The organism is Paraburkholderia sp. UYCP14C, assembly GCF_004197395.1.
Taxonomy (GTDB): Bacteria; Pseudomonadota; Gammaproteobacteria; order Burkholderiales; family Burkholderiaceae; genus Paraburkholderia.
In genome coordinates this window covers 1-14,947 of sequence record NZ_SELS01000105.1, presented here as the reverse complement: position 1 = coordinate 14,947, position 14,947 = coordinate 1, and the positions used below count along the sequence as shown (strand labels likewise).

The window sequence follows — 14,947 nt, the reverse complement described above, 5'->3', positions numbered from 1 at the left end:
TGCGAGGCCTGGCAACCCCGCTCAGGCGCGTTGCCTGCGCAAACTGATCGGCGCATCCGGATTTCAGCTGGAAATTGCACGCGAAACACTCCTGATCATCGCTTCGGTCCTCATGACGAGGCGCTTTTCAACAGCCTGCTAGGGCTTACGCCGCTTGGCGTCTGGCACGATGAATTCATCACGCTCGGTCACGTCAGGGAGGACGGATTTGGGATCATCAGGGAACGTCTTCTGCACTGGAGCCCACGTCCACTGTCCGAAATGTTCATCTGGGCGTACGGCATAGCAGTGGAAAAAACCAATCGGCCTTTGATCGCCACCGCATTGCTGCCGACCTGGGCGCTGCTTGTTTGCGCCGTGCTCGGCCCATCGGCGAAAACGCGCAAGGGTTTCGTTGCATCAGCGGTTCTGTTGATACTTCTTCTCGTCGGTCACAAAGTCGACGAGGTCTTTTACTGGCCTGTCGGCGCGTTGGCCTATGTGCCGACCGTGGCGGCCATGGCCATTCTTCTGTCGATCGATTTCGCCGGGTTTGCGGATACGAGCGCGGGCCGCGTCGTCACGCTGATTGCGCTCGTGACGGCGGCCACGTCGACCGAAATCGGCGCGCTGTTCACGGCCGGCTATTGCGTGCTTGCTTTGATCGTTTCGGTCATCACCAAAGACCGGCTCAAGCTTTGGTGGTTGGTGCCTTTCGCGATCTCCCTCGGTGTGCTTTACATGATGGCAACGGGAAGAGTGGAAAAGAACATCGAGATGTTCGGCGATCATTCCATCGTTCATCATCCGGGCGCAGCGCTGTGGGCCGCCGCCAGCAACTTCTGGGGGGAGCTGTTCGGTACCGACGTGCAGAATGCCTCGACCCTCACTACATTGGCCGTCTACCATTCGAAGCTCGCGTTTTTCTGCGGTACGTATTTCCTTTTCTCTGTGGAGAAAGAGCCGACTTTCGGCAGAAGCCAGTTGATGCGTCTCGTGCTCGCCATTTCGCTGATCGGCGCGGCCTTCCTGATGCTCGCGGCGGCTTATTTCCAATTCGGCATGGCTTGTTGTGAACGTCATGCGACCATGCGGCAGGCATATTTCTACATCGCACTTGGCGCACTGGGTCTTTTTGCGGCAAGGTTCCGGCCAGTACGCGCACCGCGCGCGGGACTCTGGTTGTTGATCGTCTCCGTTTTGCTGCCCTTAGCGACGGAAATATCGGGCATCGCGAACGATTATCGACACTACCGGGCAATTATGGATGCCCGCATCGCCATGTGGGAGTCCGGATTATCGTCGGGTGACAGCATGACTGTTTCGCCAATGCCGGCTGCGAAAATCGCGGGTAGCTACGATCTGCCAGCCGGCGCATTTGTCGAAGGCGATGGCAAAGGCGGACCCTATGCGATGGGGATGCAGTACTTCTTCAAAAAGAAATCGGTGATCTTTGATTCACCCAGCCCATAGCGCAAGCCGGCCAGGCAACGCAATCACGCAAGCCAAACGATCCGGGCGCGTCGGCGCCCGGGCCCATTCTTTCCTAAGGCGAGTTTCGATCGTGCCATAATCGGCAGACCTGACGACTGATCGAGGCGCCAAATTGACAGGAACTGAACTGGATTTGTACTCCACCGAGGAACCAGGCCACGCTCTGGCTTTCAATCTTTTCAATGGCACATGGCTGTCGGACGTGCCGGGTTACGGTTTAGGCACGGCACCCCATTTCGACGACGGGCGGCTGCACTGGTTCGAGACAGTGTGCGGCGGATTCTCCGGAAAAAGCGTGCTTGAACTCGGCCCCATGGAAGGCGGCCACACGTTCATGATGGCCAAAGGCGGCGCTTCACGTGTCCTGGCGGTCGAGGCGAATTCCAAGTCCTTTCTGAAATGCCTGCTCGTGCAGAATGCATTGAAGTTCAATGCCGAATTCATGTATGGCGATTTCAGGGAATTGCTGAAAAAACGCGATCAGCGATTCGATATGATTCTCGCCAGTGGCGTGCTTTATCACATGATCGATCCGGTATCGCTACTGGAAGACATGGCGCACGCGTCGGACTCGATCTGCATCTGGACTCACTATTACGACGCCGAGGTCGCGCGCACGAATTCGAACATGCAGAACCACGTCGATCCCGCGCCAACCATCTCGGAGTTTCGCGGCCGCGAAGTTCATACCCATCGGTATAGCTATTTCGACAGCGTCAACAACGCGAAATTTATCGGCGGGACCGCGCCGCAAGCCAACTGGCTGACCCGCGAGAGCATGATGGCGGTGCTCGACGCCCTCGGTATGACGGTGATCGTCGGTCTCGACGATCGCGATCAACATCCGGCCGGCCCGTCAATTCTTCTTTATGCCGCGCATATTCCGAACTTCAACGAAGCGAAATATCTGCAGCTCAACCCCGACGTGGCGGAAGCCGTAGCGCACAAGCACATCGGCTCTGGCGCGGAACACGACATCCGCTATGGCCGTGCGGAAGGGCGCTCGTTCGGGTGATCGACACCGCACGGCGCGCGTCCTGTTCAAGCCAGCTACCCTAAAACGCGAACCCGGAAAGCTTCCCGTAAAAATGGATACTCTCGAGAATCAGCGCTTCTTCGATCAGCCCGTAGTCGCGGACGTTCCGATCGACAGTCAGACTCAGGTCTTCAAATTCGAAAAATTTCCCGCGGCGGGGCCGGTTCCCTGGCTCGATCGGCCGGACGCGCTCGAGCGCGTCGCGGAGCTGTTGTCCGATGGCGTAATCAACGAGCAGCAAGCCGAATGGTGCCGAAAATGGGTGAGCGACGGCTACCTGATCATTGAAGGTTTCTTCAAGGACGAACAGCTCGACGCGACGTGGCAAGCCTACGAAAGCGCGATTGCCGACGGCACGCTGCGGCCGCCGCACGAACCGCTTTTCGAAGGCGATACGCTGCCCGGGCGCACGCTGAATCCGCATTTCAACGTGCCGAGCATTCGCGAAATGCTGTTCGACGCGCGCATGAACGAGATCGTGAGCCTGTTGCTGGGCGCGAAATCAGCGCCGTTCCAGACAATCGGCGGTCACAAGAGCAGCGAGCAACTCGAGCATTCGGATTCGATTCACATGTCGACCTATCCGAACGGCTATCTGGTCGCCAACTGGATCGCCTTCGAGGACATTCATCCGGACTCGGGCCCGCTCGTTTATCACCCCGGCACGCACAAGCTGCCGTATCTGATGTCGACGGAACTCGGCATGCCGTTCGGTTGCGGTTATTCCGCTTATCACGACATCTACGAACCTGCGATTCAGAAGCAGATCGCTGAGCATTCGTCGGGCCCGAAGTATTTCTACCCGAAGAAGGGCGATGTGCTGCTGTGGCACGCGAACCTGCTGCACGGCGGCAGCAAGATGCGCGATCCGGAGCACGTGAGCCGCAAGGCACTGGTTTGTCATTTCTTCGCGGATGGCTGTCTGTGCTATCACGACCTGACCGGCATGCCGTCGAGCCTCACGCCGATCGTCAACTTCGACGGCGATGCGTACCTCGACGCCAATCCGGACGTGGCGGCGAGCGGCGGCAATGCATTGCAGCACTACATCTACTACGGCCGATTCGAAGGCCGCCCGTTGAACAGTGCCGCATCGTTACAACGCAAGGCGCGGCTCGCCGAACTGCCTGAGGGTTTCGATCCGAAGCTTTACCTCGAAGCGAATCCCGACGTCGCCGCGGCCGGGGTCGACGCGATCGATCACTTCGTCGAGTTCGGCCGCGCCGAGGGCCGGCCGCTGCGCCCGTAGGCATGCATGGCGCCGAGGCAGGCGAGGGCGGGCCTGCTTCGGCAAAATTGGCACTAACGCCTGTCGCAAGCCTTTGTGTGCGACCTCGCGCGCCAAGGCTTCCGTCCAGGCTGACGTCCCGCCTCTCGCCGCCATCAAGCCGGCACCGGCCACTTCGCCAGCGCGCCGCCTGTGCCAGCCCGCTTTCTGCAGGCCCTCCGATCTTGCTCTAAACTAGCGCCCGCCCAACCCACGCCCCGATGCGCCCCGTCACGAGCAACAATCGATGCCCCCCGCCTCCACCGATCCCGCCGATTCCCCGAATTTCAGCCTGCCGAAACACCCGCCGTTCCAGCGTTTCTGGTGCACCCGCATCCTGTCGTCGCTGTCGTTCCAGATGCTCGCGGTCGCAATGGGCTGGCATGTCTACGCGCTCACGCATAGCGCGTTCGCACTGGGTCTCGTCGGTCTCGCGCAGTTTCTGCCGATGTTCCTGCTGACGCTCGTGGTCGGCCATGTCGCCGATCGTTACGATCGCCGTCGCATCGCCGCCGTCTGCCAGAGCCTCGAAAGCGTCGCCGCGTTGCTGTTCGCGATCGGCACCTTCGGCGGCTGGATCAGCGCACCGGTCATCTACGTGCTGGCGGCCTGCGTGGGCGCGTCGCGCGCGTTCGAATCGCCGGCGGTGGCGTCGCTGCTGCCTGCCGTCGTGCCGCGCGGCTATCTGCCGAAAGCGACCGCCTGGGCCACGTCCGCCAATCAGACCGCGCAGATCGCCGGGCCCGCACTCGGTGGTCTGCTGTACGGCATCGGTCCCGGTGCCGCGTATCTCGCGTGCACGCTGTCGTTCGCGGCCGCGGCGGCATCGGTATGGAGCATTCCGCTGCAGATGAAGCCGGCGAGCCGCGCGCCCGTCACGCTCGAATCGATCTTCTCGGGCATCCGGTTCATTCGCAGCGAGCCGGTGATTCTCGGCGCGCTGTCGCTCGATCTGTTCGCGGTGCTGTTCGGCGGCGCGACCGCATTGCTGCCGATCTTCGCGCGCGACGTGCTGCACGCGGGCCCGATCGGTCTCGGCCTGTTGCGCTCGGGCACGGCGATCGGCGCGCTCGCGGGCACGATCTGGCTCGCGCATTTTCCGTTGCGCAACCGGCCCGGCGCGCCGATGTTCGGCGGCGTGATCGCGTTCGGCCTCGCGACGATCGTGTTCGGGCTGTCGCATCAGTTCATCGTGTCGCTGCTCGCGCTGATGGTGCTCGGCGCATCGGACACGATCAGCGTGGTGGTGCGGCTGTCGCTCGTGCAACTGCGCACGCCGGATGAAATGCTCGGCCGCGTCAGCGCGGTCAATTCGCTGTTCATTGGGACGTCGAATCAATTGGGCGAGTTCGAATCGGGCCTGACGGCGGGATGGTGGGGCGCGCAGCCGGCGGTGCTGGTCGGCGGTGTCGCGACGATCGCGATCGCGCTGTTGTGGATGCGCTTCTTTCCCGAACTACGGCACACGCGCACGCTCGAGCGCGAAGAGGCGCTCGCGGCGAGCGCCTGATGGCGACGCCCTGGGCGCCAGCGCCCGATCAACGACATGACGAGGAGACGATGCCGATGAGCCAGTCCGAACTGCACCCCACCGCGCCGGTCGCGGCGACCATCTATCGCGGCGAGTCGATCGAGAACACGCATCTCGCGCACGTCGCGGTCGTCGATGCGGATGGTCGCCTGCTGTATTCGTTCGGCGACGCCGCGCGCATGACGCTCGCGCGCTCCGCGGCGAAGCCGGCCCAGGCGCTCGCGGTGCTCGAAACCGGCGCGCTCGAGCGTTGCGGTTTCGACGAGGCCGACCTCGCGCTGATGTGCGCGTCGCACAGCAGCGAACCGCGTCATATCGAACGCACGCGCGCCATGCTCGCGAAGGCGCAGGCGAGCGAGGCCGATCTGCGTTGCGGCGGTCATCCGCCGTTGTCGGATGCGGTGTACGTCGACTGGATCCGGCGCGGCTTCACGCCCACCGGCGTGTGCAGCAACTGTTCGGGCAAGCACGCGGGCATGCTGGCTGGCGCTCGTTCGATCGGCGCGGCGCTCGCCGGCTATGAACTGCCCGAGCATCCGTTGCAGGTGCGCGTGAAGCAGACGGTCGCGAGCGTGTGCGATCTGCCCGACGACGGCGTGCAATGGGCGATCGACGGCTGCAATCTGCCGACGCCGGCGTTTCCGCTCGACCGGCTCGCGCGTCTGTTCGCGAAGCTCGCGGCGGCGCAGGATCAACAGCAAGCCGACACCGCCGCGACGCCGCCGCGCACGGCGGCGCTCGCGCGCATCTATCGCGCGATGACGTCGTACCCGGAACTGGTCGGTGGGGAAGGGCGCTTCTGCACCCTGCTGATGCAGGCGTTCGATGGCGCGCTGGTCGGCAAGGTCGGCGCGGACGGCAGCTATGCGATCGGCGTGCGCGCGTCGCGGCAGACCGCGCGGCTCGGCGCGAAGGGCGCGCTAGGCATCGCGCTGAAGGTCGAGGACGGCAATCTCGCCGCGCTCTACGCGCTCACCGCCGAGTTGCTCGCCGTGCTCGATATCGGTACGCCCGAACAACGCGCGGCACTCGACGGCTTTCATGCGCCGAAGCGGCTCAATACGATGGGCGTCGAGATCGGCCGGATGGACTTCTCGATCGAGCTTGCCGCGCATCGCTAAGCGCGGCGGCACACGGCGTACGGTGCGTCAGCAGCCGGCTGCCGCGCTCCGATTCATTGCTCGACGCGGCCAACCTCAGGCCGCCGCCGCTTTCACCGGCGCGGCACCCAGCGCTTGACGGATCGCATCGGCGAGCTCGCTCGCCGCGAACTTCGCGACATAGCCGTTCGCGCCCGCGTTCTTCACATGCGCCTCGTTCGCCGCCCCCGTCAGCGACGAGTGAATGATCACCGGAATATCGCGCGTGCGTTCGTCGGCCTTGATCTGGCGCGTCAGCATGAAGCCGTCCATCTCCGGCATCTCGAGATCGGTCAATACCAGCGCGATGCTGTCTTTCGCGCGAGTGCCGTTCTGCTGCGCTTCGCGCGCGACCTGCTGCAGCGTTTGCCATGCTTCTTCGCCGGTCTTCGTCATGATGTAGTCGGCGCCGATCGCGGCGAGCGCCTGCTCGATCAGCTTGCGCGCGAAGCCGGAGTCGTCGGCGGCGAGGATCTTCGCGCCGCGGCGGATGCCGAGCGCTTCGCCGACCGAGGCCGGATCGACGCTCGGATGCTGCGACGGGAACACGTCGCGCAACACCTGCTCGACATCGATCACCTGGGCGAGCCGCGAGTCGCCGGTATTGCCGTCGATCCGCGCGATGCTCGTGACGAGCTTGCCGCCCGCCGAGCCATCGGCCGACAGCACCTGGTTCCATTCGAGCCGCACGATGTCGTCCACTTCCTCGACCGCGAAGGCCTGGGTCGAACGCGCGAATTCGGTGACGAGCAGGATATTCAGGCCGCGCGTCGGCTCGCAGCCCATCAGCCGCGGCAGGTCGATCACGGGGATGATTTGCCCGCGAATGTCGACCGCGCCCATCACGTACGGCGACGATCCGGCGATCGGCGTGACGGTCGGCATCGTCGAGATTTCGCGCACCTTGAACACGTTGATCCCATACAGCTCGTGCGCGTCGCTGCCCGGCACGCGGCCGAGGCGGTATAGCAGCAGCTCGAACTTGTTGGAACTCGTCAGATTGCTGCGTTCGGTGTTGCGCTCGTGATTGGCACGGTGGTCGTCTGCCATCGGAATCGTTCTCCAGAATTGCGGTGCTGAGCGGCGGTGCTGAGCGGTGCCCGTCTCTGGTTATCGGCGTCGACGGCGAAAAATTCAGCACTGCGTGGCAGTTTCGAGCGACGCGCGATTCACGCGAATAAGGCAAACGTATGCGCAATCATATGAAGGTTACCTAAGGTTACAGAAGCGACAGCAGCGTTTCACCTGCGCGGCGGCGTGGCTTCTAGAATCGGCAGCGATAAAAGCGTGGCGCCGCGCTGGGCTCACAAGCAGTCCGCAGCGTTTTGCATCGCACGCTTCGTTCGCGGCGCACACGTGCCTCTCGTTTTGCTTTCAGATGCTTTCACCTCAAGGAGAACGTATGATCCGCCTGCCTTCCGCCTCTTCCGTTGCTTTGACCCGCATTGCCGCCGCTGCCTGCTTCGGCGGTCTTCTGACAGTTGCCTCGGTGGCCAGCGCGCAGAGCGCCGCACCCGCGGACACGGCCCGCCTGCATGCCGCCGACCAGACCTTCATCGCGGACGGCACGCAAGCGGTCGCGACGCAGCGCGATGCCGCGCGTATCGCCACCGCACGCTCGACCGACCGCGACGTGAAGGCCTTCGCCGAACGCGTGTCGAACGACGACGCGAAGATCACCGACGCGCTGCGCGCGGCGAGTCCGCGCGGCGTCGACGTGCCGAAGAACGATCCCGATGCGGCCGTGCTCGCGAGCATCAACAACCTGCGCGGCGCCGACTTCGACAAGAAGTACATCGAGGAGGTCGCGCTCGCGGGTGAACAGAAGGCGCTGTCCGCGTTCCAGGCGGAGATCGCGTCGGGCCGCGACGAGAAGTTGAAGGCCGCCGCGAAGGAGGCGCTGCCGACGATCCAGCAGCACTATGCGATGGCACAGGAGCTCGCCAAGCGCAAGCATCTGTCCGTGGCCGCGCAATAAGCGGCGTCACATCGCTACGCGGCAGCAGCGGTACTTGGAATCTGGGCTTTTCGGCGATAATCGTGCGTTTCTTCCGACGATTCTCCGCGCCTTCGATTTCAGGTACCGCATGAGCAAGCAAGCCAGTCTGCCGCAACAGTTGGACCATCTGCTTCGACAAGCCGTCGCGCTCCAGCAGAACGGCGCGCTCGTCGAAGCGGAGGAGATGTATCGCGAGATTCTCGAACTGAAGCCGAAGCATGGCGACGCATTGCGCTGGCTCGGCGAACTCGCGCTGCAAACGGGCCGCTTGCAGGAAGGCGTCGATCTGCTGAAGAAGGCGCTCGCGGTGAACGCGAAACAGCCGGCGGTGCATTCGAATCTCGCCTATGCGCTGAACGCGTTGCAGCGTCACGACGAAGCGCTCGCGTGCGTCGAGCGGGCGCTCGCGATGCAGCCGAAATTCGCCGATGCGTTGAACAATCGCGGCAATGCATTGGCGGCGCTCGATCGTCCGCTCGATGCGCTCGCGAGCTACGAGCGCGCGCTTGCGCTCGTGCCGGAGTTCGCGCCGGCATGGAACAACCGCGCGTGTGTGCTGCGCGATCTCGGCCGCTATGCCGATGCGCTCGATAGCTGCGACCAGGCGCTCGCGTTGCAGCCGAACTATCCGGACGCGTGGAGCAATCGCGGCAGCGTGCTCGGCGATCTGAACCAGCCGCATGAAGCGCAGCGCTGCTACCAGCGCGCGCTGGAACTCGCGCCTGCTTTCGTCGATGCATGGAACAACCTCGGTCTCGCGCAGACCGATCTGAATCAACGCGACGAAGCGTTGTCGAGCTATCAGCGCGCGCTTGCGTTGAATCCGGCGTCGGTCGAAACGCACTGGAACCAGGCGCTGTGCCTGCTGCAGATGGGACGCTTCGATACCGGCTGGCGCGAATACGAATGGCGTTGGGAGCGCAGCCGCATCAAGGCCGGCAGGCGCGCGTTCGCACAGCCGCTGTGGCTCGGCGATTTTCCGCTCGACGGCAAAACGATCCTGCTGCATGCGGAGCAGGGCCTGGGCGACACGCTGCAGTTCTGCCGCTACGCGCCGCTCGTTGCGAAGCTCGGCGCGAAGGTCGTGCTCGAAGTGCCGGGCGCGTTGTTGCGGTTGCTGTCGACGCTCGATGGTGTCGATCGGCTGGTCGAAGCGGGGCAGCCGTTGCCGCCGTTCGACTGTCACTGCCCGCTGCTGAGCTTGCCGCTTGCGTTCGGCACGAACGAAGCGAGCATTCCGGCAGCAACGCCGTACCTCTATGCGCAGCCCGCGGCCGTGAGCGAATGGCGTGAGCGTGTCGAACAAGACGCCAACGTTAACGCGCAAGCCAACGCAATCACGCCACTGAAAGTGGGCCTCGTGTGGGCCGGCGAGAACCGCGCGCAGGTCGCGGAACTGCGCAAGATCGACGCGCGTCGCTCGCTCGCGTTCGAGCAACTCTTGCCGCTCCTCGATGTGCCGAACGTACGCTTCTTCAGCGTGCAGAAGGGCGCGGCCGCACCGCAACTAGCCGAAAGCGCGCACCGTGAACGCGTCGCCGATTACACGGAGCTGCTGCGCGATTTCGCCGATACCGCCGCGCTCGTCGCCAGTCTCGATCTGGTGATTTCGGTCGATACGTCCACCGCGCATCTGGCCGGCGCGCTCGGCAAACCCGTCTGGATCCTGAACCGCTTCGACACCTGCTGGCGCTGGCTGCTCGAACGCAGCGACACGCCGTGGTATCCGTCCACGCGGCTATTCCGTCAACCGGCGCTCGGCGACTGGAACAGCGTGATCGACGCCGCGCGCGTTGCATTGACAGAGTTGAGCGCGTCGTCTTCGTGACGCGTTTTCGTCGACACGCGTAGACTGACCCTCCGTTCATCGACGGCAATGCCACGGAGATTCTTCAATGGAATACAGACATCTGGGTGCATCGGGTTTCAAGGTGCCGGTGCTGAGTTTCGGCACCGGTACGTTCGGCGGCAAGGGTGAATTTTTTCAGGCGTGGGGCGCGACCGACGTCGCCGAAGCGCGGCGTCTGATCGACATCTGCTTCGACGCGGGCGTCACGATGTTCGACACCGCGGACATCTATTCGAAGGGCGCGTCCGAGTCGGTGCTCGGCGAGGCACTGAAGGGCAAGCGCGACAAGGCGATCATCTCGACCAAGGCGACGTTTCGTTTCGACGACGATCCGAACGGCGTCGGCTCGTCGCGCTTCCATCTGATCCGTGCGGTCGATGCCGCGCTCAAGCGTCTGCAAACCGACTACATCGACCTGTTCCAGTTGCACGGCTTCGACGCGAAAACACCGATCCCCGAAGTGCTGTCCACGCTCGACGACCTCGTGCGCGCGGGCAAGATCCGCTATATCGGCGTGTCGAATTTTTCCGGCTGGCATCTGATGAAGTCGCTCGATATCGCCGAGCGCTACGGCTATCCGCGCTATGTCGCAAATCAGACTTACTACTCGCTGGTCGGGCGCGACTACGAGTGGGAACTGATGCCGCTCGGCGTCGACCAGGGCGTGGGCGCCGTGGTGTGGAGTCCGCTCGGCTGGGGGCGTCTCACCGGCAAGCTCAAGCGCGGCCAGCCGCTGCCCGAGACGAGCCGTCTGCACAAGACCGCCGACATGGGCCCGCCGGTGCCGGAGGAGTATCTGTTCCGCGTGCTCGACGCGCTCGACGAAGTCGCCGCCGAAACCGGCAAGACCGTGCCGCAGATCGCGCTGAACTGGCTGCTGCAACGGCCGACCGTCGCGACGCTGCTGATCGGCGCGCGCAACGAGGAGCAACTGCGGCAGAACCTCGGCGCGGTCGGCTGGAATCTGACGGCCGAGCAGGTTGCGAAGCTCGACGCGGCAAGCACGGTGCGCCCCGCGTATCCGTACTGGCATCAGGAAGGCTTCGCGGAACGCAATCCGAAGGCGGTTTGAGCGGCGAGCTCATCAAGCTTCACGCGCCGTAGCCGGCGCAATGCGGTGGCGCAGCGCAACACCTCGCCGGGCCACCGCATCCCATCAAGCCAACCCGCCATTGGCCCGCAACGTCTGCCCATTGACCCAGCCCGCATCCGGGCCGGCCAGAAACGCGACCACGCCCGCCACGTCGTCCGGTTGGCCGAGGCGTTGCAGCGGCGGCATCTTCGCGAACGTCTCGATCTGCTCGTCGGTCTTGCCTTCGAGGAACAGCGCGGTCGCGATCGGCCCCGGCGCGACCGCATTCACCGTGATGTTGCGCCCGCGCAGTTCCTTCGCGAACACGCGGGTGAACGCTTCGACGGCTGCCTTGGTCGCCGTGTAGATGCCATAGCCCGGCAGGTTCATCGCGAGGACGCTGGTCGAGAAATTGACGATGCGTCCGCCGTCGTTGAGGCGCGCGGCCGCTTCGCGCAGCGTGTTGAAGGTGCCGCGCACGTTGATGTCGAAGGTCTGGTCGTAGAGCGCGTCGGGCGTGTCGGCGAGCGGCGTGGGCTTCATCACGCCGGCGTTGTTGACGAGCACGTCGACCTTGCCGAGTTCGCGTTCGGTGATCTCGAACATGCGACGTACATCGTCGGGCTTCGATACGTCCGCTTGCACCGCGACCGCCTTGCCGCCGGCTTCGCGGATCCTGCCGACGAGCGCGTCGGCTTCGCCCGCGCTCGATGCGTAGTTGACGGCGACCGCGTAGCCGTCCTTCGCGAGCCGCTGGGCGATCGCGGTGCCGATGCCGCGCGATGCGCCGGTAACGATGGCGACTTTCGGTTGTTGGTTCGTGCTCATGATTCGGTTCCTCACAGAAGGGTGGTGATTCGGTGAGGTGAATCATGAGCGCTTTCCGCATTGAGATAATCCGGTTAGACTGGCCATCATCATTCCATTCGCTTTAATAATCCGCCGATATGGACCGTTTCGAGGAAATGCGTGTATTCGTCCGGATCGCCGAGCGCCAGAGCTTCACGCGCGCCGCCGACGATCTGCAAATCCCGCGCGCCACCGTCACCAACCTGATGAAGCGTCTCGAGCAGCGGCTCGGCGCGCGGCTGCTCGAACGCACGACGCGCACGGTACGGCTCACACCCGACGGCGAAGCGCACTACCAGCGCTGCGTGCGCCTGATCGCCGACATGGAGGAGGCCGAGGGGGCGTTTTCCAATCTCGCGCCGAAGGGGCTGTTGCGCGTGAACGTGCAAGGCACGCTCGCGCGGCACTTCGTGGTGCCGGCATTGCCCGCTTTTCTCGCGCGCTTTCCCGACATCGAGCTGATGATCGGCGAGGACGACCGGCTCGTCGACCTCGTGCGCGAGGGCATCGATTGCGTGCTGCGCGCGGGCGTGCTGCAGGATTCGTCGATGGTCGGGCGGCGCGTCGCGCAATTGCAGCAGGTCACGGTCGCGAGTCCGGCGTATCTCGCCGAGTATGGCGAGCCGGCCGATCCTGCCGCACTGTCGACGCATCGTGCGGTCAACTACGTGTCGAGCGCGACCGGCAAGCCGGTGCCGCTCGAATTCCGCGTCGACGGGCGCGATACCGCGCTCGTGCTGCCATCGGCGGTGTCGGTCAGCGGCGCCGATCTGTACGCGGGCGCGGCCATCGCCGGGCTCGGCATCGTGCAGGTGCCGCGCTACCGTGTCGACGGAGAACTGGCCACGGGGCGGCTGCGGGTCATTCTGGCGAACTATCCGCCGCCGCCGCTGCCGGTGTCGGTGCTGTATCCGCAGAACCGGCAGTTGTCGTCGCGGGTGCGGGTGTTCGCGCAGTGGCTGCGGGAGATTTTCGAAGCGGTGAGTTGACGGAGCCTGGGCGGAGCGCGGGCACGTGGACGGGCCGACTACACGGCGTTGGCCGAGCCCGACATGCTGGCTTGCGCTTCTCATTGCCCCCGGCCTCCCGCACCGGCAGTTGAGGCGGCAAAACGATGCCTTCCTGGTTGCGATACCGCACACCGGTTACCGCGCATATGGGCCTGCGATGACCTGTCTTGGTTGCCGTGCTAGCAGCCCGCTTGATCCGACTACAGGCGAAGCCATTCGTCGGCCCGCCCAATTAATTCCCGTACATGGCGTTCTGGCTGCACATCACGGTGACGCAATTGCACTGCGTAATTCATCAGGATTTTTTTCTTCTCTCCAAGTATTTCTTCGTGATTATCGCCCCGGTGCATAACCGCAAAGTTGGTGAAATCGGTCAACAACGCGTTATTCACTTGCAGTGAATATATATGGCCCTTCGCCCGCGCGTAGGTGGTAACGATCAATCGGCGTAGTTCTTCATCGGGAACCTTACCCACATGCGGCGATGCGTTGTTTCAGTGACAGCGATTCGCAAAGGACTGCCATTTCAGCGCCGCAAGACGGCTCCAGGACAAACAGCACACGGTTCCCGGCTTTAAGGTTTTGGATGTACTCGTCGCCCTTCTGCTCGCTGACCGCCGTCCCCTTTGAATCGTCCCGGCTATTGATCCATTGCAGCCAAGTCCGCACCTCGCCTGATGAGAATGCGTATCGTGGTGATATCAACAGCCTCGACACGACATTCTGCCCAGCAAAATCAATCAGCCGTTGACCAATCACACCTGAAAACCTTAGCGCTTCAGTATCGCCGCCAACCCGCCGAAACCGAAGTTCAAGAGTGCGCGCTCCGGGATCGTGTTCGATCCCGATCAGCTCCGCATCGTGAAAACTAGGAAAATTCGCGATGTTTTGAATATCTGTGCACGTATCCGCAACCATACAAGCTCCAGCAAAACTCACGGCAATAGAAAAAAGGGTAGTCCAGGGCCGCGCGCACCGTCGTCCCCATTGTGCGCGTGTGGAATGCCTTGCCCGTGGTCATGGTCAAAATCGAAATCGACAACCGCCTTGCGGTCGTCGCCATACAGGCGCATCTGGCCGCTACCGGGGTTGGTGTACCACGTCCCGGGGTCACCTTCATTCGGAGTCTTGGCGATATCAAACGAACCGCCGTCTGGCATATCGGGCTGATACTCAAACGGTTGTGCGTTGCCAAGCGGCGTAGACGCGCCCGGCGTACCGGAGCCGTCCACCGCCTCAGTCGCAGGTTCAGCCGAAGCAACATAGCCGAGTGCTCCAACCGCAGCGACACCGGCCACCACTTCAGCCAGGCCGAGCCCGTTGCCGTCACCACCAGATGAACTGCTGGCTGTTGTCAGTATTCCATCCACGGCGCGTGCGCGTGGTGTTGATGCCGGCGGGGTAGTCGGGGGCACGCCCCCACGATCATGGTGATGGATTTCCGGGATGAGCCGACCGTCGGATACCGCCTGCTTTAACGCGGCTTCGAGTTCGGCGTTGTTTTCCGGCTTTCGCCTGTGATCGAAGAAATCGACCTGATCAAGCATCCACAGCAGTTCCTTGACTTCAAATTCGGGCGAACTCCAGCGATACGGTCCCCAGCTGTAGTTAGCGAAATATTCGTCCTTAAACAGAGCGCTGTCGCTGTATCGGCTCCGGTTGTCTGGACAAGCTTTTGCAGCTCAGGCGGCCAGCTTCATCAGCCTTTCCTGACGGGCTTCG

At 63.4% G+C, this 14,947-nt stretch carries 14 protein-coding genes; 9 read left to right on the top strand and 5 right to left on the bottom strand.

All coding sequences use genetic code 11. The annotated features are described in order from the left end of the window. The 5 genes from EVC45_RS45945 to EVC45_RS41285 all read left to right on the top strand — a co-directional run. Positions 1–1,452 (top strand): hypothetical protein (locus EVC45_RS45945; RefSeq protein WP_168991645.1); only part of this gene is annotated, 1,452 nt, incomplete at its 5' end. 316 nt (positions 1,453–1,768) lie between these two features. Next, positions 1,769–2,488, top strand: coding sequence for a bifunctional 2-polyprenyl-6-hydroxyphenol methylase/3-demethylubiquinol 3-O-methyltransferase UbiG (locus EVC45_RS41300; protein WP_168991644.1), 720 nt, complete (start codon positions 1,769–1,771; stop codon positions 2,486–2,488). 73 nt (positions 2,489–2,561) lie between these two features. Then, positions 2,562–3,758 carry a phytanoyl-CoA dioxygenase family protein gene (locus EVC45_RS41295; protein ID WP_129963854.1) on the top strand — a complete coding sequence of 399 codons (1,197 nt, stop codon included), beginning with the start codon at positions 2,562–2,564 and terminating at the stop codon, positions 3,756–3,758. 265 nt (positions 3,759–4,023) lie between these two features. Beyond that, the gene (locus tag EVC45_RS41290) at positions 4,024–5,286 is read left to right on the top strand and encodes an MFS transporter (RefSeq protein WP_129963853.1); all 1,263 of its coding nucleotides are present in this window, start codon (positions 4,024–4,026) and stop codon (positions 5,284–5,286) included. Positions 5,287–5,342: 56 nt separating this feature from the next. Further along, positions 5,343–6,428, top strand: coding sequence for an asparaginase (locus tag EVC45_RS41285; RefSeq protein WP_129963852.1), 1,086 nt, complete (start codon positions 5,343–5,345; stop codon positions 6,426–6,428). A gap of 75 nt (positions 6,429–6,503) precedes the next feature. Here EVC45_RS41285 and EVC45_RS41280 read toward each other — a convergent pair whose 3' ends face one another. Further along, a complete protein-coding gene (locus EVC45_RS41280) occupies positions 6,504–7,496 on the bottom strand; it encodes a chemotaxis protein CheV (protein WP_129963851.1) in 993 nt (330 codons plus the stop codon). A 352-nt stretch (positions 7,497–7,848) separates the two neighbouring features. Here EVC45_RS41280 and EVC45_RS41275 point away from each other — a divergent pair, with 352 nt between their 5' ends. From EVC45_RS41275 to EVC45_RS41265, 3 genes are all read left to right on the top strand, one after another. Beyond that, complete coding sequence (locus tag EVC45_RS41275) at positions 7,849–8,424, top strand: DUF4142 domain-containing protein (RefSeq protein WP_129963850.1); 576 nt, start codon at positions 7,849–7,851, stop codon at positions 8,422–8,424. Positions 8,425–8,533: 109 nt separating this feature from the next. Further along, positions 8,534–10,273 carry a tetratricopeptide repeat protein gene (locus tag EVC45_RS41270; protein ID WP_129963849.1) on the top strand — a complete coding sequence of 580 codons (1,740 nt, stop codon included), beginning with the start codon at positions 8,534–8,536 and terminating at the stop codon, positions 10,271–10,273. A 67-nt stretch (positions 10,274–10,340) separates the two neighbouring features. Then, positions 10,341–11,366: an aldo/keto reductase gene (locus tag EVC45_RS41265; RefSeq protein ID WP_129963848.1), complete on the top strand. Its 1,026-nt coding sequence runs from the start codon at positions 10,341–10,343 to the stop codon at positions 11,364–11,366. Between the two features lie 84 nt (positions 11,367–11,450). On the opposite strand, the gene EVC45_RS41260 is transcribed toward EVC45_RS41265, so the two are convergent. Next, the gene (locus tag EVC45_RS41260; protein ID WP_129963847.1) at positions 11,451–12,194 is read right to left on the bottom strand and encodes an SDR family oxidoreductase; all 744 of its coding nucleotides are present in this window, start codon (positions 12,192–12,194) and stop codon (positions 11,451–11,453) included. Positions 12,195–12,313: 119 nt separating this feature from the next. Here EVC45_RS41260 and EVC45_RS41255 point away from each other — a divergent pair, with 119 nt between their 5' ends. Beyond that, entirely contained in the window at positions 12,314–13,204 is an 891-nt protein-coding gene (locus EVC45_RS41255; protein WP_129963846.1) for a LysR family transcriptional regulator, read from the top strand. Between the two features lie 221 nt (positions 13,205–13,425). Here the strand turns inward: EVC45_RS41255 and EVC45_RS41250 are convergent, their stop codons facing one another. From EVC45_RS41250 to EVC45_RS41240, 3 genes are read right to left on the bottom strand one after another with little or no spacing between them, the layout of a single operon-like run. Beyond that, a complete protein-coding gene (locus EVC45_RS41250; RefSeq protein WP_129963845.1) occupies positions 13,426–13,701 on the bottom strand; it encodes a hypothetical protein in 276 nt (91 codons plus the stop codon). Then, complete coding sequence (locus tag EVC45_RS41245) at positions 13,694–14,143, bottom strand: hypothetical protein (RefSeq protein WP_129963844.1); 450 nt, start codon at positions 14,141–14,143, stop codon at positions 13,694–13,696. The genes EVC45_RS41250 and EVC45_RS41245 overlap by 8 nt, the downstream gene beginning before the upstream one ends. A 17-nt stretch (positions 14,144–14,160) precedes the next feature. Next, entirely contained in the window at positions 14,161–14,772 is a 612-nt protein-coding gene (locus EVC45_RS41240; protein WP_129963843.1) for a hypothetical protein, read from the bottom strand. Between the last annotated feature and the right edge of the window lie 175 nt (positions 14,773–14,947).